The organism is Nocardioides potassii (assembly GCF_021648885.1).
Taxonomy (GTDB): domain Bacteria; phylum Actinomycetota; class Actinomycetes; order Propionibacteriales; family Nocardioidaceae; genus Nocardioides; species Nocardioides potassii.
In genome coordinates this window covers 532,117-555,287 of the sequence record NZ_JAKJHZ010000005.1, presented here as the reverse complement: position 1 = coordinate 555,287, position 23,171 = coordinate 532,117, and the positions used below count along the sequence as shown (strand labels likewise).

The window sequence follows — 23,171 nt, the reverse complement described above, 5'->3', positions numbered from 1 at the left end:
CACGTCGGACCACTAGCGTCGACAGATGGACTCCGATGGAAAGCTCGCCGAGCAGGTGGCCTCGTCGGCGCGATCGCTGGAGGCCGAGCCGGACCCGCAGTCGACGATGGAGATGGCCGTCCAGCTCGCTGTCACCACCATCGACGGCTGCGATGCTGCCGGCATCACGCTGGTCGGACGCGGCTCGCGGCTCTCCACCCCGGCGTACTCCGACGACAACGTGCTCGCGTGCGACCTCTTGCAGTACGAGCTGCGCGAGGGCCCGTGCCTCGACGCCACCTGGGACGAGCCGGTCGTCCACTCCCCCGACCTGCTCTACGACGCACGGTGGCCGGCATGGGCCCCGCGGGTGGCGCGCGACCATCACGCCCGCAGCATGCTCTGCCTGCGACTCTTCACCGAGGCGCGGACCATCGGCGCGCTCAACCTCTACGCCAGCGCTCCCGGCTCGTTCGAGGCGACCGACCACGAGGAGGCCTACGCACTGGCCGCGCTGGTCGCCATCGCCCTCGCCGAGTCCCAGGAGCTTGCGAACCTCGCGCGGGCCCTGGACACGCGGACCGTCATCGGCCAGGCCTGCGGCATCCTGATGGAACGGTTCGACATCGGCGACTCCGCCGCCTTCAAGGTGCTCGCGCGTGTCAGCTCCCAGAGCAACGTCCGCGTCGGCGTGGTTGCTCAGGAGTTCGTCACCACACGCCGGCTCGCCGGAGTACCCGATCGCGAGGACGCCTCTCCGGACCACTAGCCGAGGCCGGGTTCGTCAGGTGTTGTAGCGCAGCAGGGAGATCACCACGAAGATCAGGGCGATCAGTGCGATCACCGCGACGACGGCCAGGATAGGAGTCACCTTCGGCCGAGGTCCGGGGGCGTTGAGCGGCTGGTTGGTCGTGGGGCGCTCGCGATCGTCCATGACGACCCGTACCCACCCCGGCGCCGGCCATCCCGCCCATCCGGGTGCACAGATGTTTACTCGTCAACGAGTGGGGTAACAGGTGAGGGCTGGCTCGGGTCGGCACCCACCGACACACCCACGACGAGGAGACCTCCGCAGTGCGCCGCACCGACGCGAACGACAGGACGACGCCCGAGGCCAACGCCACCGCACGCGAGCTGATCGCGTCCTTCGGTCACGACCCGGAGACCTACGTCCCGGGCACCGTCACCGTCCTGCCCGGCACGCGCACTGCGACGTACGACCTCGCGTGCAGCCCCGACTGCCCGCACCCGGACGGTCGCTGCCACCGCCCCCACGCGGCGTACCTCAGCGACGACGCCGTGCGGGCACGGCTCGTGCCCGCACAGCGTCGCGAGGCCTGAGGCCCCTACGGGACCGCTCAGCTGCTGAGCGGCGAGGCGTTGCGCAGGGCCTTCTTCGAGCTCTTGACACCGGACTTCGCCGCGGAGGCGAGGCCCTGGGTGAGCAGGGTGAGTCCGGCGCCCACCAGCCAGATGTCCTTGGCGACCGCGGTCCCCTCCTGGCTCGGGCGGATCCCGTCGTCGAGCGTCATGGACGGGGTCTTGAGGTACATGCCGATCAGGCTGGCGCCGAACCCGGTCAGCGCCGCTCCGGCCACGGTCGCCGGCACCATCGGCGCGAGCAGGGCGGCACCGACGCCGATCTCGCTCACCGCGAGCAGCCGGGCGAACTTCGTCGGCTCCATGTCCTTGAAGAGCGCGGGATAGGTGGACGCGGCCGAGCCGTGGAGGAACTGCGCCGTGCCCTCGTCGGCACCGAGCTTGCCGATGCCTGCGTTGAGGATGAAGGCGCCGGTGGCGAGGCGGAGGGGAACCTGGGTGAGGGACACGATCTCTCCTGGGCTGTGGGTGGAGGCGGACATCCAGTCTTGCTCGGCGTGCCAACCCGCCCCCAGGCGGCGTCCGCGGTGCGGGACGCGCTCGCCCGCCCACGACACAACATGTGGGTAGTTACAACGGCGTGATTCCCGTATATGGTGGTCACAGCAACTGGTTCGGCGGCTCCGCCAGAGTCGTCGTCGCAAGAGGGAACCCGGTGGAACTCCGGGACTGCCCCGCAGCGGTAAGTGGGAACGACCTCCGTCTCCTGGATCGACAGGAAGCACTGGGACCACCGATCACGGTCCTGGGAAGCGACGGACAGTAGGACCGGAGCCGAGCACCATCACGACTCCCCCGCCCATGAGTCCGAAGACCTGCCAGTGCTCACCGCCACCGGTGGGTTCCGCGACCTCGAGGGAAGGTCAGGGGATCGCGAGCACTGCCCTGGTCGCCCTGGCGCCGCCTGGGGTCGGTGCCGATGTCCTCTCCGCACCTCGTCCGTGGAAGCACTGCTTCCCCAGACCACACATCTGACCGGGTCGGCCGAGCCGGCCCGCGGACGAAGGACACCACACATGATCGACACCACGGGCCTGCCGGTCCGCACCGCGAGGTCGGCGTACGTCTTCGACTACCCGCTGGCCGAGGAGCTGGCGAAGAAGCAGCGCAGCATCTTCTGGACCGCCGAGGAGATCCCGGTCGAGAACGACAAGCAGGACTTCCTCGTCACCATGACGCCCGCCGAGCAGGCGGCCGTCAAGACGACCCTCAAGCTGTTCACCATCTACGAGCTGATCCTCGGCGGGGAGGTGTGGGGCGACCGGCTCTTCCACGCGTTCCCGCGCCCGGAGGTGCAGATGATGACGAACGCGTTCTCGTTCGCCGAGCTCAACATGCACGCGCCGTTCTACGCCAAGCTCAACAAGGCGCTGATGATCGACACGGAGGAGTTCTACGACTCCTACAAGAACGATCCCGTGCTGGCCGAGCGCATCCAGTTCGTGTGGGACGCGGTCGCGGACGACGACCTGCTCTACGCGCTCAGCGTGTTCACGCTGATGGAGAACTGCGTCCTCTACTCCAGCTTCGCGTTCCTCAAGCACTTCCAGTCCGGTGGGAAGAACCTGCTCCAGAACGTCGTCAGCGGGATCAACTTCTCCGCCCGCGACGAGAACCTGCACGCGACCGGCGGGGCCTGGCTGTTCAACACCTTGCTGGACGAGTACAAGGGCACGGTCCTGCCCGAGACCTACGAGTCCGAGCGCCACGCCCTCACCGCTCGGGTCCGCGCCGTGGCCGAGTACGTCTACGCCCACGAGCAGCGCATCGTGGAGATGCTCTTCGCGCACGGCCCGATCCCCGGCATCGAGCAGCGCGACCTCGAGAGCTTCGTGCAGTCCCGCGTGGACATGACGCTGACCAACATGGGCATGGACCCGCTCTTCGACGTCGAGGACAACCCCATCGCCGACTGGTTCTACAGCGGCATCAACGGGACCCAGTTCCACGACTTCTTCCAGGTCACCGGCAACGAGTACAACCGCAGCATCGGTGAGACGGAGTTCGAGTTCTGATGGCGACCAGCAGCTGGGAGACGCTCTCCGCCGAGCGCAAGGCCCTCCAGGCCGAGGGAACGGTGCCGCAGTTCATGACCACCGCGGGCTACGCGATGTTCACGGCCAAGTACACGGTGGCAGGCCAATCGGTCAGGCAGCGCTACGAGACCATCGCCGCGACGGCCGGCGACCTGGCCGACGAGTTGTACCCCCGCGACGACGGCGTGCCGTGGAGGCACCTGTTCCTCGAGGCGATCTGGAACGGCTGGCTCTCCCCCTCGACGCCGGTGCTGGCCAACCTGGGCACCGATCGCGGCCTCCCGGTCTCCTGCGAGGGCTCCTACGTGGAGGACTCGGTCTGGGGGTTCTACGACACCCTGAAGGAGGCGGCGATCCTCTCGCAGAACGGGTTCGGCACCTCGGCGTACCTCGGCGACATCCGTCCCCGGGGCGCCACCTTCTCCGACAACGGCAAGGCCAACGGGGTGGTGCCGGTCTTCTGCAACTTCGTCGAGATGACCAACCAGATCAGCCAGGGCGCCACCCGGCGTGGCTCCTGGGCCGGCTACCTGCCCGTGGACCACCCTGACTTCTTCGAGCTCGCGGACCTGATCTTCCGCGAGCCGGCCAACAAGAACGTCGGGTGGATCTTCACCCAGGAGTTCATCGACCGCATGCTCGCCGGGGACAGGGACGCCCTGGAGCGCTACCAGCGGGTGCTGAAGATCCGCGTCGTGCTGGGCAAGGGGTACATCTGGAAGGTCGACACGGTCAACGCGCTGCAGACCGAGTCCTACCGCGCCCACGGGCTGGCCAACAAGGCGTCCAACCTCTGCTCCGAGATCACCCTCTTCAGCGACGAGGACCACTCCTACACCTGCGTGCTCTCCTCGCTGAACCTGTCGACGTACGACGAGTGGCAGGACCGCGACACCGCGTTCGTCGCCACCGTGTTCCTCGACGCCGTCGCCGAGGCGTTCCTGCGGAAGGCACGCACGATCCGCGGGCTGGAACGTGCGGTGCGCTACACCGAGAAGGCCCGCAGCCTGGGGCTGGGCGTCATGGGGTACCACGACTACCTGCAGAAGCAGCGGGTCGCGTTCGAGTCCGACAAGGCCGCCGCGCTCAACAAGGACGTCTTCGAGCGCATCAGCTCGCGCGCCGATGCGGCGTCGCGGTGGATGGGCGAGCGGGCCGGCATCCCCGAGTGGTGTGCGGGCAGGCGCAACTCCCACCTCATGGCGATCGCGCCCACCATGAGCACGGCGGTGATCGTGGGCGGCACGAGCCAGGGCATCGAGCCCTACGTCGCCAACGTGTGGAACCAGACCACGTCGGCCGGCGAGATGCCTCGCGCCAACCAGAACCTCGTCGAGCTGATGAAGGAACGAGGCGTGTACGACCGGGAGCACATCGACGACATCGTCGACCACGCCGGCTCGGTCCAGCACGTCGACTGGCTCGACGACCTGGAGAAGGACGTGTTCAGGACCGGCTACGAGATCGACCAGGAGGTCCTGCTCGACCGTGCCGCGGACCGGCAGGTCTTCATCGACCAGTCGCAGTCGCTGAACCTCTTCTTCCAGGCAGATGCTTCCCCGCAGTACATCAGCAAGGTCCACAAGAAGGCTCTGCTCGACCCGAACATCAAGAGCCTCTACTACCTCCGCTCGCGCGCCGGCATCCAGGCCAGCAAGCAGAAGTAGCCGGACCTACCACTCCACCACGAAAGGGAAAAGCTCATGGACGACACTGCCACCGCAGACATCGACAACCTGGTCTGGGACGACTGGACCGCCGCCGAGATCTGCTCGATCGAGAACGGCGCCGACTGCACCGCCTGCGAGGGCTGACGCCCTTACGAGGAGGAGCCCGGCGCTGAGGCGCCGGGCTCCTCGCTGCGTCGATTCCTGGGTGGGCGATACTGGGTTCGAACCAGTGACCTCTTCGGTGTGAACGAAGCGCGCTACCACTGCGCCAATCGCCCGGGACGCGGGAACGATATCCCATCGCACTCCCGCGACGGCAATCGGGTCAGTCCTTGCTGCTGAGCTCCTCGACCCGGTCCCTGAGCTCCTGGATCTCTTCCTCGTTGCCGTGGTAGCGGCGGTAGCTGTAGATGATGAAGCCGAGGGCGAAGATCGCCGAAGCGATCTGCGTGATCCCGGTCCACATGCCGCCCGGGAGCCAGGACCACTCCGGCAGCGGCCACCACGAGGGCTGCGCGGGGCCGAGGATCCAGACGACACCGGCGCCGGCCAGGAGGAGCGCGGCGATCACGGAGACGATGATCTTGGGCCAGCTCTCGACACCCTGGGCGGCACCGAGGAGCGCCTTCATCTTCACGGGCTCCACCCGCTTCTCGGCCCACTCGTACTGCTGGGAGAGCAGCAGCAGGCCGGCGAACACCCCCAGCAGCCCCGGCCCCGGGAGTGGGATGGCGATGATGCCGATGACGAGGAGCGCCCAACCCGCGACCTCGAGGCCGATGCGTTTCGCCGCCCCAGTCATGAGGAGAACCTACCGGGCCGCACCAGCCCGCAGCGCTCCAAGGAAACACGAACGTTTCCTGAAGTTAGTCATGAGCGAGCATCAAGAACAGGTATAGACCGGTTAGGGTCATTTTTGATGGTTTCGCATCACGGCGGGCTCTGGATGCCGTCTCATGAGCACGCGAGTCCGGAACCCCCGTTCGGGCCCAGTCTTCGAGGAGCATCGATGAACATGTCTGGTGGCGGTCACACGCTGGCCGATGTGACGTGCGACATCACGGTCGAGTCCACGGACGAGCGCGGGATCCGCCACGAGATCGCGACGGTGCTCGGCTACCGCAGCTCCGACCCCTTCGCCGTCGCGATGACGTTCGTGACCCCGGACGGTGACCTCGTGTGGACCTTCGGGCGTGACCTCCTCATCCGCGGCATCGCCGCCCCGGCGGGCGACGGCGACGTGCACGTCTCCCCCGCCCTCAGCCTCACCGGCCGCGCCATGGTCAGCATCGAGCTCAGCTCGCCGGACGGCCACCTCGTGCTGCACGCGCCTGCGGCGGACGTCCAGGACTTCCTCGCTCGCTCCGCGGCGGTCGTCGCCCCGGGCACCGAGTCCGACTACTTCGACGTGGACATGCTCATCACGCAGGTCCTGGCCTCCTGAGGCACCCCAGGCCGACCGAGGCCCACCCGGCCGACCTGGCCGACCGCTACACCTGCGAGTGCTGGGCGACCCAGCTCGCGTGCAGGCCGGCGTAGACGCTGCCGTCCTGGGTCACCAGGACCGAGTGCGGCCCGCGCTGCACGACACGCCCCTTGTCGACGACGATGACCTCGTCGGCACCCTCCGCCGTGGACAGCCTGTGGGCGATCGTGACCGACGTCCGCGACTGCATCAGCCGTTCGAGCGCGCGGCCGATCTGCATCTCGAGCGCGGGGTCGACCGCGCTGGTCGCCTCGTCCAGGACCAGGAGGTCGGGGTCGGCCAGGTGCGCCCGCAGGAGCGCGACGAGCTGCCGCTCCCCGGCCGACAGCGACTCGCCGCGCTGCCCGACCTGCGTGTGCAGGCCGCGCGGCAGGCCGGCGAGCCACTCGTCGATGCCCAGCTCGACCGCCGACGCGCGGATCTCGTCCTCGCTCGCACCGAGCCGGCCGTAGCGCACGTTGGCGGCGATCGTGTCGTCGAAGAGGAACCCCTCCTGCGGCACCAGCACCACGCTGCGGCGCAGTGACGCTGCGTCGATGCGGCGGACGTCGACGCCGTCGAGGAGCACGGCCCCGTCGACCGGGTCCATCAGGCGGGTCAGCAGCTTGGCGAAGGTCGACTTTCCGGAGCCCGTCTCGCCGACGATCGCGACGCGGGTACCGGCCTCGATCGCGAGGTCGACCTCACGCAGCACGGGCGGGCCGCCGGGGTAGGCGAAGGTGACGTCGGCGAACCGGACGTCGATCGGGCCGCGCGGCAGCGTCTCGCCGTCGGGGCCGGGGTCGACGAGGTCTGCGGGCGTCTCCAGGATGCCGATGACGCGACGCCAGCTGGAGATGGCGTTCTGGGCGTCGGTGAGGATCTGGGTGCCCATCTGGACCGGGCCGACGAACAGCGTGACGAGGAACGCGAACGCGAGCACCCGTCCCGGGGTCATGTCGCCCGTGAAGCCGAGCAGCACACCGATGACGATCACGCCGGCGTTGGCCAGGCCCGCGGAGAGACCGCCGAGCGAGAACGAGGTGACCGTGTAGGTCTGGGCGTGGGTGTAGGCGTCCTGCCAGTCCTGGATGGCGGTGTCGATGCGCGCCTGCGTGCGATCCTCGACGCCGTAGGACCGGACGACGGCTGCGCCGACGACGGGCTCGGAGATGGCGCCGAGCAGCACGCCCACCTGGTGGCGTACGACGGTGTAGGCGGCCGAGAGCTTCTTCTGGAACCAACGGATCGACAGGAACAGCGGGGCGAACGCGAGCCACACGACGAGCGCGAGCTCCCAGCTGTAGATCACCATCAGGACCGTGGCGACCAGCATCTGGCCGACGCTCACGACGAAGATGAGGCCGCCGAAGACCAGGAACTGGCTGACCTGGTCGACGTCGGTGGTGACGCGCGAGACCAGCGCCCCACGGCGCTCGGTGTTCTGGGTGAGCAGCGGCAGGTCGTGGACGTGCCGGAACGCCCGGGTGCGCAGCGTCGCGAGCCCGCGCTCGGAGGTGGTGAAGAGCCGGCTGGTCATCTTGTAGGACGCCCAGCCGGTGACGACGATCGCGACGGCCGCGAGGACGCCCAGCCAGACGACGTAGCCGAACCGTGGGCCGCCGGGCGCGTTGAGCCCGCGGTCGAGGGTCTGCTGGACCGCGATCGGGACGACGACCTGGCCGCACGAGGCGATGATCGCCAGCACGAGCGTCAGGCCGAGGCCCTCACGCAGCTCGGGTGAGTACTTCATGCCGAGGCGGATGGTGGCGAGGGGGCTGATCTCCTCGCCGCTGTCCATCTTGGTGCCGGCGGAGGCCGCCCGCGGGTCGGTCGTCGTGGCGCTCATCGCTCACCTCCGGTGCGTCCGGTGTCGGAGCCGACCTCGGCCGGCCCCTCGGTCTCGTAGGCGTTGACGAGGTGGGCGTAGGCCGGGCTCGTCTCCAGCAGCTCGGCGTGCGTGCCGCGGCCGACGATGCGCCCGCCCTCGAGGTGGGCCACCTCGTCGGCCAGCGAGATCGTGGCCTTGCGGTAGGCCACGACGAGGAGCGAGGCCGCCGAGCCGTGCACGTCGTCGCGCAGCGAGGCGAGGATGCGGGCCTCGACCTCGGGGTCGACCGCCGAGGTGGCGTCGTCGAGGATCAGCAGGCGCGGGCGTCGGACGAGGGCGCGGGCGAGCGAGAGCCGCTGCCGCTGTCCGCCGGACAGCGAGGTTCCGCGCTCCCCGAGCCGGGTGTCGAGGCCCTCGGGCAGGGCCGCGACGAACCCGTCGGCCTGTGCCGTGCGCAGGGCGCCCCAGACCTCTTCGTCGGGGACGTCGGCACCCAGGGTGACGTTGCCACGGACGGTGTCGTCGAACATGAAGGCGGTCTGCGGCACCAGCGCGACGTCGCGCGGCAGCTCGCCCTTGCGCAGCGTGCGGAGGTCGTGGCCGTCGATCCGGACGCGGCCGTCGTCGGGGTCGACGAGGCGCGTCAGCAGGCTGGTGAGCGTGCTCTTGCCGGAGGCGGTCGCGCCGACCAGCGCGACCGTCTGTCCCGGCTGCACCTCGAGGTCGATGCCCTGCAGCAAGGGGGTCGAGGCGTCGTAGGCGTAGTGGAGGCCGTCGACCTGGACGAGGGCGCCGCCGTCGGTGCGGGGCAGCTCGTCGGCGCCGTAGGGCATGGCACCGGTCGCGTCGAGGACCGCCTTGGCGCGGCGGTAGCCGACGACCGAGCGCGGGAACTCACCGAGCAGCCAGCCGATCGCCCGGATCGGGAAGGAGACGATCGTGAGGAGGTAGGCGACCGTGACGACGTCGCCGGCGCTGGTGGAGCCGCTGGACACCCGGGAGACGCCGACGGCGAGGACGACGAGGACGCCGAGGCTGGGCAGGCTGGCGAGCGCCGGGTCGAAGATCGCGCGGATCCGGCCGGCGCGGATGTTGACGTCGCGCAGCTCGTGGGCCTTGGCGCGGAAGCGGTCGGTCTCCTCGACCTCGCGGCCGAGGGTCTTGACGACCATGGCGCCGTCGAAGGACTCGTGGGCAATCTCGCTGACCTCGGCGCGCAGGCCCTGCGCACGGGTCATGAGCGGCGAGGCGTAGCGCTGGTAGAGCAGGTTGGCGACCACGACGGCCGGGAAGACCAGAAGGCCGACGACGGCCATCACGAGGTCGGCGACGAACATCTGGACGACGGCGATGACCATCATCACGATCGTGCCGAGGGCCATCGGCAGCGGCATGATCGGCGACCAGGCCGCCTCGACGTCGGAGTAGGCGTTGGACAGCAGCTGCCCGGTCGGGTGGCGCTGGTGCCACTCCATCGGCAGCGAGAGGTACTGCCGGGTGACGCCGCGCCGGGTGTGGGACTGCATCCGGTAGTACATGATCCCGCCGCCGAGCCGGCGCGCCACGATGCCGATCGCGCGCAGGATCGCGACGCTCATGAACAGCACGAACACCCAGACCAGCAGGTCGGTGCCGATCTCGCCCGTCTCGAAGGCGGGGATCAGGACGTGCTGGGTCGACCAGCCGAGCACCCACGCGTCCGCGACCGTGAGGACGCCGAACAGGACCGCACCGAGCGTGGCGACGGTGAAGACGATGGGCTCACGCTTGATGCCGACCCACAGGACCCGGAACCCGTCGAGCGTCGTCGTGCCTCGCAGCTCCGCGTCCTCAGCCACCGGTGTCGCCCGCCTCCTCGTCCTACCCACGTCGTGCTCGTGCCAGTTGCTCAGCGCAACCAACGAGCCAGGTCAGGCTATTCCTCGCCACCGACAGGCGACGAATCGCAAGCCGCCCTGTCGGTCAGGAGGCGCGGATGCGGGACAGGAAGGTGCGCGTGCGCTCCTGCTGGGGGTCGCCGAGCACCTGCTCCGGGCTTCCCTGCTCGTGGATGTGGCCGTCGTGGAGGAAGCAGACGCGGTCGGCGACGTCGCGGGCGAAGCCCATCTCGTGGGTGTTGAGCAGCATCGTGACGCCCTCGCCCTTCAGCTCGGTGAGCAGGTCGAGGACCTCGCCGACGAGCTCGGGGTCGAGCGCGCTGGTGACCTCGTCGAGCAGCATGAGCCGCGGGTTGGCGACCAGGGCCCGGGCGATGGCGACGCGCTGCTGCTGGCCGCCGGAGAGGTCGTCGGGACGAGCCTTCGCCTTCTCGGCGAGCCCGACCCGCTCGAGCATCGCGAGGCCGCGGGCGCGGGCCTCGTCGGCCGGTACGTCGTGCACGAGCCGCAGCGCCAGGGTGACGTTGCCGATGACGTCGAGGTGCGGGAAGAGGTTGTAGGCCTGGAAGACCATCCCCATCCGCGACCGGACGTCGTCGCCGTCGACGCGCGGGTCCGTGATGTCGCGACCGTCGAAGGTGATCACGCCGTCGTCGACCACCTCGAGGAGGTTGACGCAGCGCAGCAGCGTGGACTTGCCGGAGCCGGAGGCACCGATGAGCACGACGCACTGGCCGGGCTCGACGGTGAGGTCGACGTCGCGCAGCACCACGTTGTCGCCGAAGCACTTGCGAACGCTCTTCAAGGACAGAAGCTCGGAGGTAGCGGGGTCCCCGCGGCGTTGTTCGGGGGAGCGCAGCGGAGGAGGAGAATGTCGTGGGGTGCTCATCACAGGTGTCCTCCGGCTCCGTGGTAGCCCTTCTTGCGGGCGTAGCGGTCGGTGAGCCGCGCCATCGGGATCGTGAGGCAGCAGAACAGCACGCCCGCGACGACGTACGGCGTGTAGTTGAAGTCGAGGGCGGTCTCGATCTGCGCCTTGCGGATCGCGTCGGTCACCCCGAGGACCGCGATGAGGCCGGAGTCCTTCTGCAGCGATACGAGGTCGTTCATCAGGGGTGGGATCACGCGACGCCAGGCCTGGGGCAGCACGACGTGGCGCAGCGTCTGGCCGTAGGACAGCCCGAGCGAGCGGCCGGCGAGCCGCTGGCTGGGGTGCACGGACTCGATGCCGGCGCGGAACACCTCGGCGACGTAGGCCGAGTAGGACAGCACCAGCGCGGCCCCACCCCAGAACAGGGGCGAGGTCGGCAGCCCCTGCAGGCTCAACGCCGGGCCACCGAAGCCGAGCAGGAAGATCACCAGCAGGAGGGGCAGCCCGCGGAAGACGTCGACGTACGCCGTGCCGAGCAGGCGCAGCGGGAACGCGACCGGGCCGCGCAGCGTGCGGACCACGGCCACGGTGAGGCTGAGCAGCAGGATGAGGATCCAGCAGACCACCATCACGCGGATGTTGAGCCAGAGCCCGTCGAGCACGGCCGGGAACGACGAGACCGCCTTGTCCCAGCTGAAGTAGGTCTCCCTGACCCGGTCCCACCCCGGCGAGCTGACCACCGCGCCGCCGATCGCGCCGAGCAGGAACAGCGTGCTGCCGGCGGCGATCGCCGCGCTGCGGATCGTGCGGCGCCGCCGCCACTCGTCCCGCTCGAGCTGGACCGACGAGGGCCGCCAGGCCTCCTGCGGCTCGGCGGCCACCCGGTCGGTCATCAGGACAGCTCGGGAGCGCCCTGCTGGGCCAGCCACTCCTGGTTGATCTGGTCGAGGATGCCGTCCTCGCGCAGCGCGTCGACGGCGCCGGAGACGCACTCGGTCAGCGGGCTGTCCTTGGCGAGCACGGCGCCGAACTGCTCCGGCTCACCGTCGGGCAGGGGCAGCTGGCCGACGATGACGCCGTCGTCGAGCTGGACGGCTGCCATGTAGTAGGCGGTCGGCAGGTCGACGACGATGCCGTCGATCTGGCCGTTCTTGAGCGCCTGCACGGCCTGGTCGTTGGTGTCGAAGACCGCCGGCTCCTGCGACGGCTGGATCTGGTCGGTGATCGCGGTGTAGCTCGTGGTGCCGACCTGCGCACCCAGCTTGGCGTCGGCGAGGTCGGCGATCGAGGTGACGCCGTCGATCGCGCTGCCCTTGTTGGTCACGACGGTCTGCACGACGTCGTAGTAGCCGGACGAGAAGTCGACGGCCTTGCGGCGGGCCTCGGTGATCGAGACCTGGTTGACGTCGAAGTCGAAGTCCTTGGGTCCGGGCTGGACGACCTTGTTGAACGGGACCTTGACCCAGCTGACCTGGTCCTGGGTGTAGCCGAGCTGCTCGGCGACGGCGTACGCCACCGCGGACTCGTAGCCCTTGCCGTTGGTCGGGTCGTTGTCGACGAACCACGGCTCGTAGGCCGGGTCGTCGGTGGCGATGGTGAGCGTGCCGTCGGCGACGGTCTGCATCGTGTCGGGCGTGCACGCGTCGGCCGCCGGCGACTCCGAGGTCGTCTCCGACGACGTGCCGCTCGCGTCGTCCCCGCTGTCGGCCTCGTCCGTCGGGGCGCACGCGGTGAGGGCGAGGGTGGTGGTCGCGAGAGCAGCAACGGCGAGGTGGCGCGCGGCGGGGCGCCGGGAGGTCTTCAGCATGGCCGAATCCTACGACTCCACTCGACTTCAGCGGACGGGATGGCCCGCCGTGGACAGACCGGTCTTGACGTCGGCGATGCTCAGCGTGCCGAAGTGGAAGACCGTGGCTGCGAGCACGGCGTCGGCGCCTGCGTCGACGGCCGGGGGGAAGTGCTCGACGGCGCCCGCTCCCCCGCTCGCGATGACCGGGACGCTCACCTCGCGGCGTACGGCACGGATCAGCTCGAGGTCGAACCCGTCGGTCGTGCCGTCGGCGTCCATCGCGTTGAGGAGGATCTCGCCCGCCCCGAGCTCGGCGGCACGCGCGGCCCACTCGACGGCGTCGAGCCCCGCGCTCTTGCGGCCGCCGTGGGTGGTGACCTCGAAGCCGCTGGCCGTCCCGTCCGCACGACGTGCGTCGACGCTCAGCACCAGTACCTGGTTCCCGAACCGGTCGGCGATCTCGCCGACCAGCTCGGGGCGGTGGATGGCCGCGGTGTTGACCGCCACCTTGTCGGCCCCGGCACGCAGCAGCCGGTCGACGTCGTCGACGCTGCTCACGCCCCCACCCACCGTGAGCGGGATGAAGACCTCCTCCGCACAGCGGCTGACGACCTCCATGGTCGTCGCGCGGCCCTCGTGGGAGGCGGAGATGTCGAGGAAGGTGAGCTCGTCGGCACCCTCGGCGTCGTAGAGCCGGGCGAGCTCGACCGGGTCGCCGGCGTCACGGAGCTCCTGGAAGTTGACGCCCTTGACGACGCGACCGCCGTCGACGTCGAGGCACGGGATGACGCGGATCGCGAGGCTCATCGGCTCGCCGGCTTCCGCTCGCGGGCCGCCAGCGCGATGTCGACGATCTCGGACCGCGGCTGGCCGTCCAGCTCGGACAGCGGCACCCACTGGGCGTGGTCCGTCGACCCGCCGACCTCGGTGGTGCCCAGCTCGCCGCCGGTGATGGTCGCCTCGAAGACGAAGCGCTGCGAGCGGAACCACCCGTCGAAGGTGCGACCGCGTGCGGTGAAGTGGTGCTCGGTCAGCAGCGCGCCCGGCTCGACGTCGTAGCCGGTCTCCTCGAACACCTCGCGGACGACGCCGGCCATGATCGACTCGTCGAAGTCGATCCCGCCGCCGGGCAGCGACCACTCGGGCTCGCTGTGCCCCTCGCCGTTCCACCAGGCGAGGAGGACGCGGTCCTGGTCGTCGACGATGAGGACGTACGCCGCCAGCCGGGTGTGGTACTCGGTGAACTCCATCGGCACGGCCTCGCTCACGGCTTCGTCAGCTCCAGTGCGTCCTCGAGCGTGAACCGGCCCTCGTAGAGCGCCGTCCCGGCGATGGCGCCTTCCACGCCCTCGCCGACGAGGCCCATCAGAGCCCGGATGTCGTCGAGGGTGGTGACGCCGCCGCTGGCGACGACCGGCTTGTCCGTCGCGGCGCAGACGTCGCGGAGCAGCTGGAGGTTGGGGCCCTGGAGCATGCCGTCCTTGTTGACGTCGGTGACGACGTAGCGGGCGCAGCCCTCGGAGTCGAGGCGCGCGAGGGTCTCGTAGAGGTCGCCGCCCTCGCGGGTCCAGCCGCGTGCGGCCAGCGTCGTGCCCCGCACGTCGAGGCCCACCGCCACGCGGTCGCCGTACGTCGCGATGGCGCGGGCGCACCACTCGGGCTGCTCGAGGGCGGCGGTGCCGATGTTGACCCGGCGGCAGCCGGTCGCCATCGCCGCCTCGAGCGACTCGTCATCACGGATCCCGCCGCTCATCTCGACCTGGATGTCGAGGGCGCCGACGATTCTCGCCTGCAGCTCGCGGTTGTGCCCGTGCCCGAAGGCGGCGTCGAGGTCGACGAGGTGGATCCACTCCGCCCCCGCGTCCTGCCACCGCAGCGCCGCCTCGATCGGGTCTCCGAAGCGCTTCTCCGACCCGTCCACGCCCTGCACCAGCTGGACGGCCTGACCGCCCTTGATGTCGACGGCGGGCAGGAGCTCGAGGTAGGGCTGCTCGGGGGTGCTGGGCATGCCCCGATCCTAGGAGCGGGCGGTCGGGGACCGGACCGCTGGTGGCGGGGCGAGACGAGCCGGGACCGCACCGCGAGCCGTGGGAGGATCGTGCGATGGAGCGGACCGTGGGTGCCGAGCTCGAGGTGACTGCGCCGGTCGAGTCCGTCGTCGAGCTGCAGGTCGCCGTCGCACGGGCGCCGGGCCTGGTCGTCGAGGAGCGGCTCGAGGTCATCCACCACGGGAGTGCTCTCGAGGTGACCGAGGTGGAGACGGACCACTATGGCCGGCTGCACACCGTGACGCTGCCTGCGGGCCCGTCGTCCATCTCATACCGGGCGCGGGTGAGCGGGCGCGCCGAACCGCCGGCCGTGGACCTCGCCGACCTGGCGGTGCACCGCCGGCCCAGCCGGTACGCCCAGTCCGACGCGATTGCGCCGTTCGCGTCGGCGGAGTTCGCGGGTGTGGCACCGAACGACCTGCTCGACGCCGTGTCGTCCTGGGTCGGCACCCGGCTCAGCTACGTCCCCGGCGCCAGCGGTCCCCTCGACGGCGCGGTCGACACGTTGCTCGGCGGTGCCGGGGTGTGCCGCGACTACGCCCACCTCGTCCTGGCCCTGCTGCGGGGTGTCGGCGTGCCCGCCCGGCTCGTGGCCGTCTACGCCCCGGGGTGCGACCCGATGGACTTCCACGCCGTCGTGGAGGCCCATGTCGACGGCGGCTGGCACGTCGTCGACGCGACCGCCCTCGCCCCTCGGTCGTCGCTCGTGCGGATCGCGACCGGCCGCGACGCTGCCGACACCGCCTTCCTCGCCACCGTCCGCGGCGACGTCCGCCTCGACCGCTCCGAGGTCACCGCCGTCGTCGACGGCGACCTGCCGGACGACGACCTCGGCGAGCTCGTGGTGCTCGGCTGAGCCGAGGCGCTGGCTCTCGTGCCGCGGAGGTGGAACGGCTGCTCCGTCGACGGGATCTGCCGGCGAGCGGACGCGGCCGACCGGCGTGGCAGCATCTGCCCATGACCGGTCGGCCGCTCTCCGACGCTGAGGTCGAGCGACTTCGCGGAGCTCCCTTCACCTACAGCGACGTCGGTTCCACGCGCACCGGCGCGATGCCGGACGGATACGGGGTCCTGCTGCGGAGCGTCGTCGTCGGCTCCGGGCCCGAGCGATTCGAACGTGCCTCGCAGGCCGTGCTGCGGTGGGACATGCATCGCCGAGCCGGGCTGACCGTACGACCGTCGAACGATCCGGTCGCTCTGGGCACGGTCGCCGTCGTCCGGCTGGGCCCCGGTCCCCTGGGACTGGACGCGCCGGTTCGGGTGGTCTACCTCGTCGACGAGCCGCGGCGCCAGGGATTCGCGTACGGCACCCTTCCGGGGCACCCCGAACGTGGGGAGGAAGCGTTTGTGGTCGAGCTCCAGGCAGACGGCAGCGTCACCTTCACCATCACGGCCTTCTCCCGACCAGCCACCTTGGTCGCACGCCTCACCGGCCCGGTCGGCCGCCGCATCCAGTCCCTGGTGACGAATCGCTACCTCAGGGCTGTCTGACGCGGATCGCGCCCGCCACGCCCGGCGCCTACCTTCCGTGTCCGCCGCGACCTGTGTCGCACCGGCAGGCCGATGCCCCCGCCGTGTCGTGCTGCGGCGGGTTGTGGGGCGGGGTCATCGTCGGCGGGGCGGCGGGATGGCGGGCGGGACGTGGCCGGGTCCGTCGCCGAGCTCGCCGGTCGATTCCGCTGGGTCGCCGACTGACTCGCCGGGGTGGATCGGGATGGTGCCGGTGTGGTCGCGTCGGTAGCGGTGGCCGTGGGGGCTGGTCCACTCGAAGACCCCGTTGGCGGTCATGTCGTAACGCCAGGCCGTATGGGTCTTGAGTCGGTGGTGGTGCCGGCACAGCGGCGCGAGGTTCCAGGTCGTCGTGGGGCCGGGTTGCGGTCGGCCTTCAGCTTCAGCGTCGTGGTCGAACGGGATGACGTGGTCGAGGTCGCAGCGCCGCGCGCGTCTCGTGCACCACGGGAACACGCACGTCTGGTCGCGCAGGATGACTGGTTCGCGGATCCGGTCGGGGATGTCGTACCCGGGTGCGGACAGCTGGGCGTTGAGGTCGACGACCGGTTTGACCGTGATCTTCGTGCGGGAGTCGCCGCACCAGGTCTTCAGCTGGTCGAGCAGCAGCAGGCGCTGGCGTCCCTCCATGCGGCCGGTGGGACCGAACACGGTCCGCTCGCCGACGGTCGAGGCGTTGAAGTGGACATGAAAAACTAGTTCTCGAGCGGCCGGGAGGTCAGTTCCTTCGGTGGTTGAGGTGCGAGCGGAGCGAGCCTCGAAACCACCAGCCAAGCCCATGCCCGTGCCCACCGCGAGGTCCAACGCGGTCTGGGTGCGGGCGAGGTCCCCGAGGGCCTCGGCACGCCGGACGTCCAACGAGGCGGTCGACCCCATGGCCTTGCGGAGCTCGGCCCCGTGGGCGACGGCCGCATCGAGGTCGAGGGAGTCCGCGATACCGAGCTCGGCCTCCCACCGCATGGTGCCCGCGAAGTGCACGTCCTCGTCATGCAACGTCACATGACGTGGATCAACATGGAGGTAGCCGTCCACGGGATCCGCGGCGGGGTCGGGCTGGGCGAGGTCGAACCTCTTGATCGTCTCGGCGACCAGCCTGTCGAGCTGCGCGGCACCGATCCTGCCGGCGACGGCGGCGACCTGGGCGTCGACGTGGGCGGCTGCTTCACGGGTCAGGGCGGGTGTGGTGTGGATGGTGGTCTCGGCGACGAGCCGGGCCCGCCACGCCGGCACCACACCGGCGTGGACCTGTGCCCACAGGCGGGGAAGGCGGTGGCGGAGCTCGAGGGCGTGACCGATGAGCTTCTTCGCCGCCGTCGTCGAGATCCCGAGGACGGTGCCGAGCTCCGCGACACAGAACTCCGCCACCAATGGACAGCCGTCACCGGCGATGGGTTCCTCGTGCTCCGACCCGCGGACCTCAAACGCCGCTGCGGTGTGGATGGACTCGGGTGGGTGGAGGTCGGCCCACCGTGCGGCGAGGTCGAGCTGACGGCCGGCAGCCGCGTTCTCAGCGACGCGTTCCGTGCGGATCGAGTCGAGCAGGTCGGAGGCAGTGAGGGCGTCTGCCTCACCTGCTCCGGGTCCTTCCAGCGCATCGATCATGTGTTCGATTCTAGATGAGCGCACCGACATTCGGGTCGTACTCCACAGAGGGATGCGCGGGGTGGTTTCGAGGCTCGCTGCGCTCGCACCTCAACCACCGAGGACAGAGCTGGTTTCGAGGCTCGCTGCGCTCGCACCTCAACCACCAATTACAGAGCTGGTTTCGAGGCTCGCTGCGCTCGCACCTCAACCACCAATAACAGAGCTGGTTTCGAGGCTCGCTGCGCTCGCACCTCAACCACCGAGGACAGAACTCGTTCCTCGCGCGGCTGCTCGACCAACGGTGTGGGTGCAAGGATCGGGGCGTGATCGGCGACCGGTGGGGAGTCAGCGACGAGGAGGTCGCGCGGCGCTACGGGTGCGACGACCTCGGACCGCACCCGACGCTCGAGGCGTGGCGGGGCGTCACCGTGCACGCCGACGCGGCCCACGTGTGGGCGCGGGTGCGGCAGGTGCGGTTGGCGCCGTACTCCTACGACCTGGTCGACAACCTCGGGCGGCGCTCGCCGCGTGAGCTGCGGCACGTGCCGGAGCCGGTGGTGGGCGATCCGTTCACGCGGGCGCTCGGTCGCGACCAGGGGCGGGTGGTGGCGGTGGACCCGGGCCGCGAGCTGACCGCGCGGATCATGGGGGCCCACATGTCGTACGTCGTCCTCCCGCAGGGCGAGGCGACGCGGCTGCTCCTCAAGGTGGTGATGGCGGGCAGTCGCTGGCTGGCACCCGCGGTGTCCGTCGGCGACCTCGTGATGGCCCGCAAGCAGCTGCTCACCCTCAAGCGGCTGGCCGAGGGCGATCAGCGCCAGACCGGGGCGACCTCGCGCTTGTAGCGCCGGGCGAGCAGGGCGGTGAGCAGCGTGACCACCGGGCCCGGGATGGTGGCGCGGAGCGCGGTCCGCTCCCGCTCCCCCGCGCCGTCCTGCATCCAGGCCAGCGCGTTGGCCGCGTCGACGATGCTGGCGGGGCGCAGCCTCTTGGTCAGCTCCTTGAACTCCTCGTCCTCCTCGAGGTCGCCCATGAGCGCCTCGACGTCCCCCTCCTCGTGGGCGAGGTGGTCGTTGATGACCACCTCGGCGCGCGACGTCTCGTCCGCCGCCGCGGCTGCGTTGGCGGCGGTGGGAGCGGCGACGAGGCTGTCGATGCGCGCACTGACCGCGGCGAGGGCCGCCTTCATCGCGACGTGCTCGGCCTCCATCTGCTCGAGGAGCGCGGGGTCGAACCCGCGCGTCTGGAGGAACGGCCACATGTGCTCGTCCTCGGCCTCGTGGTGGTGTGTCAGCTCGCGCACCAGGTTGCGCCACGCGGTCTGCAGCTGCCGCGCCCTCTCGCCGTCCCCGTCGCGGAAGCCTTGCAGTGCCGTCTCCGTCCGCGCGACGTCGCGGCGCACGGCCGCGTGGATGATGCCGTTCATGCTCAGGGTCCCCGTCATGCGGGGACGGTAGCCGTCAGCGCGGCAGGGTGGCGACCCAGTTGCGCAACAGGTCTGCACCAGCGTCGCCGGACTTCTCCGGGTGGAACTGGGTCGCCGTCAGCGGCCCGTTCTCGACAGCCGCGACGAAACGGTCGCCTCCGTGCTGTGCCCACGTGACGAGCGGCGCGCGGGTGCGGTTGTTGGTCACGAGGTCCCAGGTGCGGGCGGCGTAGGAGTGCACGAAGTAGAAGCGCTCGTCCTCGATGCCGGCGAAGAGCTGCGTGCCGTCGGGCACCTCCACGGTGTTCCACCCCATGTGCGGCACCACGTCGGCCTCGAGCCGGGTCACCAGCCCCGGCCACTCGTCGCACCCGTCGGTCTCGACGCCGTGCTCGACGCCACCCGCGAAGAGGATCTGCATGCCCACGCAGATGCCGAGCACCGGCCGCCCGCCCGCGAGCCGGCGACCGATGATCCGCTCGCCCTTGATCGCGCGAAGGCCCTGCATGCAGGCGGCGTACGCCCCCACGCCGGGCACGACCAGGCCGTCGGCCGCGAGCGCGGTGTCGAAGTCCGACGTCAGGGTGACCGACGCGCCGGCCCGCTCGACCGCGCGTACGACGGAGCGGACGTTGCCCGAGCCGTAGTCGAGGACGACGACGTCAGGGGTCACAGGCTTCCCTTGGTGGAGGGCACGCCGGTCTCGCGCGGGTCGATGGCGACGGCGTCGCGCAGCGCCCGGGCGAACGCCTTGAACTGCGCCTCGACGATGTGGTGCGGGTCGCGACCGGCGAGCACCCGGACGTGCAGCCCGAAGTGGCCGTGCTGGCCGATCGACTCGAAGACGTGCTGGGTCAGCGAGCCGGCGTAGAGCACGCCGGAGCCGCCGATGGCCGCGTAGACCTGGCCCTCGGGCTCGCCGGTGTGCACGCAGTAGGGACGTCCGGACACGTCGACGACGGCCTGGACCAGCGCCTCGTCGAGCGGCACGGTGGCGTCGCCGAAGCGTCGGATGCCCGACTTGTCGCCCAGTGCCTCCCGCAGCGCCTGGCCCAGCACGATCGCGGTGTCCTCGACGGAGTGGTGGGCGTCGATGTGCGTGTCGCCCTCGGTGTGCACGACGAGGTCCACCAGGGAGTGGCGGGCGAAGGCGTCGAGCATGTGGTCGTAGAACCCGACGCCCGTGGACACGTCGGAGCGCCCGGTGCCGTCGAGGTCGACCTCGACCCTGACCTGCGACTCCTTGGTCGTGCGCTCGATCTTCGCCACGCGACTCATCGCTGCTCCTCCATCCGCTCCTGCCGGGACTCCATCGTCTCAGTGAGCGCCGTCCGGAACGACGTCATCTCATCCGCCGTGCCGATCGAGACCCGCAGCCAGCCCGCGGGCCCGGTCTCGCGGATCAGCACACCCCGGTCGACGAGACCCTGCCAGACGGCGTGCCGGTCGGCGAACCGGCCGAACAGGACGAAGTTCGCATCCGAGTCGGCCACGTCCAGGCCCTGCCCACGCAGCCACGACACCGTGGCGTCACGCTCGACGCGCAGGTCGTCGACGTGCGCCAGCAGCTCGTCGACGTACGACAGCGCGACGCTCGCCGTCGCCTGCGTGGTCGCGGAGAGGTGGTAGGGCAGTCGCACGATCCGCAGCGCGTCGCAGATCGCCGGGTCGGCGGCCAGGTAGCCGAGCCGCGCGCCGGCGAGCGCGAAGGCCTTGCTCATCGTGCGGGTGACGACGAGGTTGCGGTGGCGCGGCAGCAGCTCGAGCGCGCTCGGTGTGCCGGTGCGGCGGAACTCGCCGTAGGCCTCGTCGACGACCAGCAGCCCGTCGTCCCCGACGGCCTCGCACAGCACGGACACCGCCTCCGGCGGCAGGGCCGTACCGGTCGGGTTGTTGGGGCTGGGCAGCAGCACGATGCTCGGGCGTCGCTCCTCGACGAGGGCACGCGCGCGGTCGAGGTCGAGGCCGAAGTCCTCCTCGCGGTGGCCGACGGCCCACTCGGTCAGCGTGTTGCGGGCGTACTCCGGATACATGGAGTACGTCGGCGCGAAGCTGAGCGCGAGCCGCCCCGGGCCGCCGAAGGCCTGCAGCAGCTGCTGCATGACCTCGTTGGAGCCGTTGGCCGCCCAGACCATGTCGGGCGTGATGTCGCTGCCCCCGGACGCGTTGAGGTAGCCGGCGAGCTGCTCGCGCAGCGCGACGAACTCGCGGTCGGGGTAGCGGTTGAGCTCCAGGGCGACGGTCGAGACCGCATTGGCCAGCGAGGCGGCGAGCTCGGCGGAAGGCGCGTAGGGGTTCTCGTTGACGTTGAGCTGCACCGGCACCCGGTCGTGCGCCATCTGCGGCGCACCGTAGGGCTCGATCCCCCGCAGCTCGTCACGCAGCGGGGGGAACGACGCGCTCACTGTCCGAACCGGACCGACACGGCCTGGCCGTGGCCCGGCAGGTCCTCGGCCTCGGCCAGCGTCACGACGTGGCCCGCCACCTCCGAGAGCGCCGCCTGCGAGTAGTCGACGACGTGCATCGACCGGGTGAAGGCGCGCACCGACAGCCCGCTCGAGTGGCAGGCGCAGCCGGCGGTCGGCAGCACGTGGTTGGAGCCCGCGGCGTAGTCGCCCAGCGACACGGGTGCCCACGGCCCGACGAAGATCGCACCTGCGTTGCGCACACGGGCAGCGACCGCGGCGGCGTCGCGGGTCTGGATCTCCAGGTGCTCCGCGGCGTAGGCGTCGACGACCTGCACGCCCTGGTCGACGTCGTCGACCAGGACGATGGCGGACTGCGGTCCGCCCAGCGCCGTACGGATCCGCTCGGTGTGGCGGGTCGCGAAGACCTGCTTGTCGAGCTCGACGTCGACCGCGTCGGCGAGGGCGAGCGAGTCGGTCACCAGCACCGAGGCCGCCATCGGGTCGTGCTCGGCCTGGCTGATCAGGTCGGCGGCGACGAAGGCGGGGTCCGCGCTGTCGTCCGCGAGGACCGCGATCTCCGTCGTGCCCGCCTCGGAGTCGATGCCGACCGTGCCGCGCACCAGCCGCTTCGCGGCGGCCACGTAGATGTTGCCCGGGCCGGTGACGAGGTCGACCGGCCGGCACGGCCCCGCTCCGTGGGCGAACATCGCGATCGCCTGTGCGCCGCCGACGGCGTAGACCTCGTCGACGCCGAGCAGGGCGCACGCGGCCATGATCGTCGGCTCGGGCAGGCCCTCGCGGTTCTTCTGGGGCGGGCTGGCGAGCGCGATCGAGCGGACGCCCGCGACCTGCGCCGGGACGACGTTCATCACGACGCTGCTCACCAGCGGGGCGAGGCCACCGGGCACGTAGAGGCCGACGCGGTCGATCGGCACCTTGCGGTGCGTCACCGTGGCGCCGGGCGCGACCTCGCTCGTCACGTCGTGCTCGAGCTCGGCCTCGCACGTGGCGCGCAGGCGGCGCACGGACTCCTCCAGCGCGGCACGCACGTCGGGGTCGAGCTCGGCGAGGGCCTTCTGCAGCGCCTCGGGCGGGACCGTGATGTCCTCGCGGTCCACCCCGTCGAACCGGGCCGACAGCTCGACGATCGCCTCGACCCCGCGGGTCCGTACGGCGTCGATGATCGGCTGCACCTGATGCGTCGCCGCCTCGACGTCGAACTCGGCGCGAGGCACGCTCGCGCGGTAGTCGACGGACGCCGGATCGGCGCCCCGCAGGTCGATGCGACGGATCAGGGA

Annotated in this window: 25 protein-coding genes, 1 tRNA gene and 1 riboswitch; of the genes, 8 read left to right on the top strand and 18 right to left on the bottom strand. The window is 70.6% G+C overall.

Features of this window, described 5'->3' with window-relative positions; genetic code table 11:
• Window positions 1-25 precede the first annotated feature (25 nt).
• Window positions 26-748 (top strand): GAF and ANTAR domain-containing protein, encoded by a 723-nt coding sequence (locus L2K70_RS07175; protein ID WP_236400787.1) that lies wholly within the window; start codon window positions 26-28, stop codon window positions 746-748.
• A gap of 15 nt (window positions 749-763) precedes the next feature.
• Here L2K70_RS07175 and L2K70_RS07170 read toward each other — a convergent pair whose 3' ends face one another.
• The gene (locus L2K70_RS07170; protein WP_236400785.1) at window positions 764-913 is read right to left on the bottom strand and encodes a hypothetical protein; all 150 of its coding nucleotides are present in this window, start codon (window positions 911-913) and stop codon (window positions 764-766) included.
• A gap of 140 nt (window positions 914-1,053) precedes the next feature.
• Here L2K70_RS07170 and L2K70_RS07165 point away from each other — a divergent pair, with 140 nt between their 5' ends.
• Window positions 1,054-1,320, top strand: a complete 267-nt coding sequence (locus L2K70_RS07165) for a hypothetical protein (RefSeq protein ID WP_236400782.1) — start codon at window positions 1,054-1,056, stop codon at window positions 1,318-1,320.
• A gap of 17 nt (window positions 1,321-1,337) precedes the next feature.
• Here L2K70_RS07165 and L2K70_RS07160 read toward each other — a convergent pair whose 3' ends face one another.
• Complete coding sequence (locus L2K70_RS07160; protein WP_236400780.1) at window positions 1,338-1,808, bottom strand: hypothetical protein; 471 nt, start codon at window positions 1,806-1,808, stop codon at window positions 1,338-1,340.
• Window positions 1,809-1,951: 143 nt separating this feature from the next.
• A riboswitch (cobalamin riboswitch) is annotated at window positions 1,952-2,196 on the top strand.
• A 179-nt stretch (window positions 2,197-2,375) separates the two neighbouring features.
• On the opposite strand from L2K70_RS07160, the gene L2K70_RS07155 reads away from it, so the two are divergent.
• A complete protein-coding gene (locus L2K70_RS07155; RefSeq protein ID WP_236400778.1) occupies window positions 2,376-3,374 on the top strand; it encodes a ribonucleotide-diphosphate reductase subunit beta in 999 nt (332 codons plus the stop codon).
• Window positions 3,374-5,062, top strand: a complete 1,689-nt coding sequence (locus L2K70_RS07150; RefSeq protein WP_236400776.1) for a ribonucleotide reductase barrel domain-containing protein — start codon at window positions 3,374-3,376, stop codon at window positions 5,060-5,062. The genes L2K70_RS07155 and L2K70_RS07150 overlap by 1 nt, the downstream gene beginning before the upstream one ends.
• A 209-nt stretch (window positions 5,063-5,271) precedes the next feature.
• Here L2K70_RS07150 and L2K70_RS07145 read toward each other — a convergent pair.
• Together L2K70_RS07145 and L2K70_RS07140 are read right to left on the bottom strand one after the other, a co-directional pair.
• A tRNA-Val gene (locus L2K70_RS07145) sits at window positions 5,272-5,343 on the bottom strand.
• 47 nt (window positions 5,344-5,390) lie between these two features.
• On the bottom strand, window positions 5,391-5,867 hold the full coding sequence (locus tag L2K70_RS07140) for a PGPGW domain-containing protein (protein WP_236400774.1): 477 nt from the start codon (window positions 5,865-5,867) through the stop codon (window positions 5,391-5,393).
• A 207-nt stretch (window positions 5,868-6,074) separates the two neighbouring features.
• Here L2K70_RS07140 and L2K70_RS07135 point away from each other — a divergent pair, with 207 nt between their 5' ends.
• Window positions 6,075-6,509 (top strand): SsgA family sporulation/cell division regulator, encoded by a 435-nt coding sequence (locus L2K70_RS07135; protein WP_236400772.1) that lies wholly within the window; start codon window positions 6,075-6,077, stop codon window positions 6,507-6,509.
• A gap of 46 nt (window positions 6,510-6,555) precedes the next feature.
• On the opposite strand, the gene L2K70_RS07130 is transcribed toward L2K70_RS07135, so the two are convergent.
• The 8 genes from L2K70_RS07130 to priA all read right to left on the bottom strand — a co-directional run bounded on the left by L2K70_RS07130 (window position 6,556) and on the right by priA (window position 14,906).
• Complete coding sequence (locus L2K70_RS07130; RefSeq protein ID WP_236400770.1) at window positions 6,556-8,379, bottom strand: ABC transporter ATP-binding protein; 1,824 nt, start codon at window positions 8,377-8,379, stop codon at window positions 6,556-6,558.
• Window positions 8,376-10,199, bottom strand: coding sequence for an ABC transporter ATP-binding protein (locus L2K70_RS07125; RefSeq protein ID WP_236400768.1), 1,824 nt, complete (start codon window positions 10,197-10,199; stop codon window positions 8,376-8,378). Before L2K70_RS07125 ends, L2K70_RS07130 begins: the two co-directional genes overlap by 4 nt.
• Window positions 10,200-10,323: 124 nt before the next feature.
• On the bottom strand, window positions 10,324-11,043 hold the full coding sequence (locus L2K70_RS07120) for an amino acid ABC transporter ATP-binding protein (protein WP_236400766.1): 720 nt from the start codon (window positions 11,041-11,043) through the stop codon (window positions 10,324-10,326).
• 83 nt (window positions 11,044-11,126) lie between these two features.
• Window positions 11,127-12,002, bottom strand: a complete 876-nt coding sequence (locus tag L2K70_RS07115) for an amino acid ABC transporter permease (protein ID WP_236400765.1) — start codon at window positions 12,000-12,002, stop codon at window positions 11,127-11,129.
• A complete protein-coding gene (locus tag L2K70_RS07110; RefSeq protein ID WP_236400763.1) occupies window positions 12,002-12,916 on the bottom strand; it encodes an ABC transporter substrate-binding protein in 915 nt (304 codons plus the stop codon). Before L2K70_RS07110 ends, L2K70_RS07115 begins: the two co-directional genes overlap by 1 nt.
• 27 nt (window positions 12,917-12,943) lie before the next feature.
• On the bottom strand, window positions 12,944-13,705 hold the full coding sequence (gene hisF, locus L2K70_RS07105; RefSeq protein WP_236400761.1) for an imidazole glycerol phosphate synthase subunit HisF: 762 nt from the start codon (window positions 13,703-13,705) through the stop codon (window positions 12,944-12,946).
• Window positions 13,702-14,166, bottom strand: coding sequence for an NUDIX hydrolase (locus tag L2K70_RS07100; RefSeq protein WP_236400760.1), 465 nt, complete (start codon window positions 14,164-14,166; stop codon window positions 13,702-13,704). Before L2K70_RS07100 ends, hisF begins: the two co-directional genes overlap by 4 nt.
• Entirely contained in the window at window positions 14,163-14,906 is a 744-nt protein-coding gene (gene priA, locus L2K70_RS07095) for a bifunctional 1-(5-phosphoribosyl)-5-((5-phosphoribosylamino)methylideneamino)imidazole-4-carboxamide isomerase/phosphoribosylanthranilate isomerase PriA (protein WP_236400758.1), read from the bottom strand. The genes L2K70_RS07100 and priA overlap by 4 nt, the downstream gene beginning before the upstream one ends.
• Before the next feature lie 95 nt (window positions 14,907-15,001).
• Between priA and L2K70_RS07090 the strand changes: the two genes are divergently transcribed.
• Both L2K70_RS07090 and L2K70_RS07085 read left to right on the top strand, forming a co-directional pair.
• Window positions 15,002-15,802, top strand: a complete 801-nt coding sequence (locus L2K70_RS07090; RefSeq protein ID WP_236400756.1) for a transglutaminase-like domain-containing protein — start codon at window positions 15,002-15,004, stop codon at window positions 15,800-15,802.
• 101 nt (window positions 15,803-15,903) lie between these two features.
• Complete coding sequence (locus L2K70_RS07085; protein WP_236400754.1) at window positions 15,904-16,437, top strand: DUF1990 domain-containing protein; 534 nt, start codon at window positions 15,904-15,906, stop codon at window positions 16,435-16,437.
• Window positions 16,438-16,551: 114 nt separating this feature from the next.
• Here the strand turns inward: L2K70_RS07085 and L2K70_RS07080 are convergent, their stop codons facing one another.
• The gene (locus L2K70_RS07080) at window positions 16,552-18,057 is read right to left on the bottom strand and encodes an HNH endonuclease signature motif containing protein (protein ID WP_236400752.1); all 1,506 of its coding nucleotides are present in this window, start codon (window positions 18,055-18,057) and stop codon (window positions 16,552-16,554) included.
• A 305-nt stretch (window positions 18,058-18,362) separates the two neighbouring features.
• Between L2K70_RS07080 and L2K70_RS07075 the strand changes: the two genes are divergently transcribed.
• Window positions 18,363-18,884 carry a hypothetical protein gene (locus tag L2K70_RS07075; RefSeq protein ID WP_236400751.1) on the top strand — a complete coding sequence of 174 codons (522 nt, stop codon included), beginning with the start codon at window positions 18,363-18,365 and terminating at the stop codon, window positions 18,882-18,884.
• Here L2K70_RS07075 and L2K70_RS07070 read toward each other — a convergent pair.
• The 5 genes from L2K70_RS07070 to hisD are packed head-to-tail and all read right to left on the bottom strand — an operon-like array spanning window position 18,851 to window position 23,168.
• The gene (locus tag L2K70_RS07070; protein ID WP_236400749.1) at window positions 18,851-19,483 is read right to left on the bottom strand and encodes a hemerythrin domain-containing protein; all 633 of its coding nucleotides are present in this window, start codon (window positions 19,481-19,483) and stop codon (window positions 18,851-18,853) included. The genes L2K70_RS07075 and L2K70_RS07070 overlap by 34 nt on opposite strands.
• Before the next feature lie 16 nt (window positions 19,484-19,499).
• Window positions 19,500-20,138: an imidazole glycerol phosphate synthase subunit HisH gene (gene hisH, locus L2K70_RS07065; protein ID WP_236400746.1), complete on the bottom strand. Its 639-nt coding sequence runs from the start codon at window positions 20,136-20,138 to the stop codon at window positions 19,500-19,502.
• Complete coding sequence (gene hisB, locus L2K70_RS07060; protein ID WP_236400744.1) at window positions 20,135-20,743, bottom strand: imidazoleglycerol-phosphate dehydratase HisB; 609 nt, start codon at window positions 20,741-20,743, stop codon at window positions 20,135-20,137. The genes hisH and hisB overlap by 4 nt, the downstream gene beginning before the upstream one ends.
• The gene (locus L2K70_RS07055; protein WP_236400742.1) at window positions 20,740-21,870 is read right to left on the bottom strand and encodes a histidinol-phosphate transaminase; all 1,131 of its coding nucleotides are present in this window, start codon (window positions 21,868-21,870) and stop codon (window positions 20,740-20,742) included. Before L2K70_RS07055 ends, hisB begins: the two co-directional genes overlap by 4 nt.
• On the bottom strand, window positions 21,867-23,168 hold the full coding sequence (gene hisD / locus L2K70_RS07050; protein WP_303645856.1) for a histidinol dehydrogenase: 1,302 nt from the start codon (window positions 23,166-23,168) through the stop codon (window positions 21,867-21,869). Before hisD ends, L2K70_RS07055 begins: the two co-directional genes overlap by 4 nt.
• Window positions 23,169-23,171 lie beyond the last annotated feature (3 nt).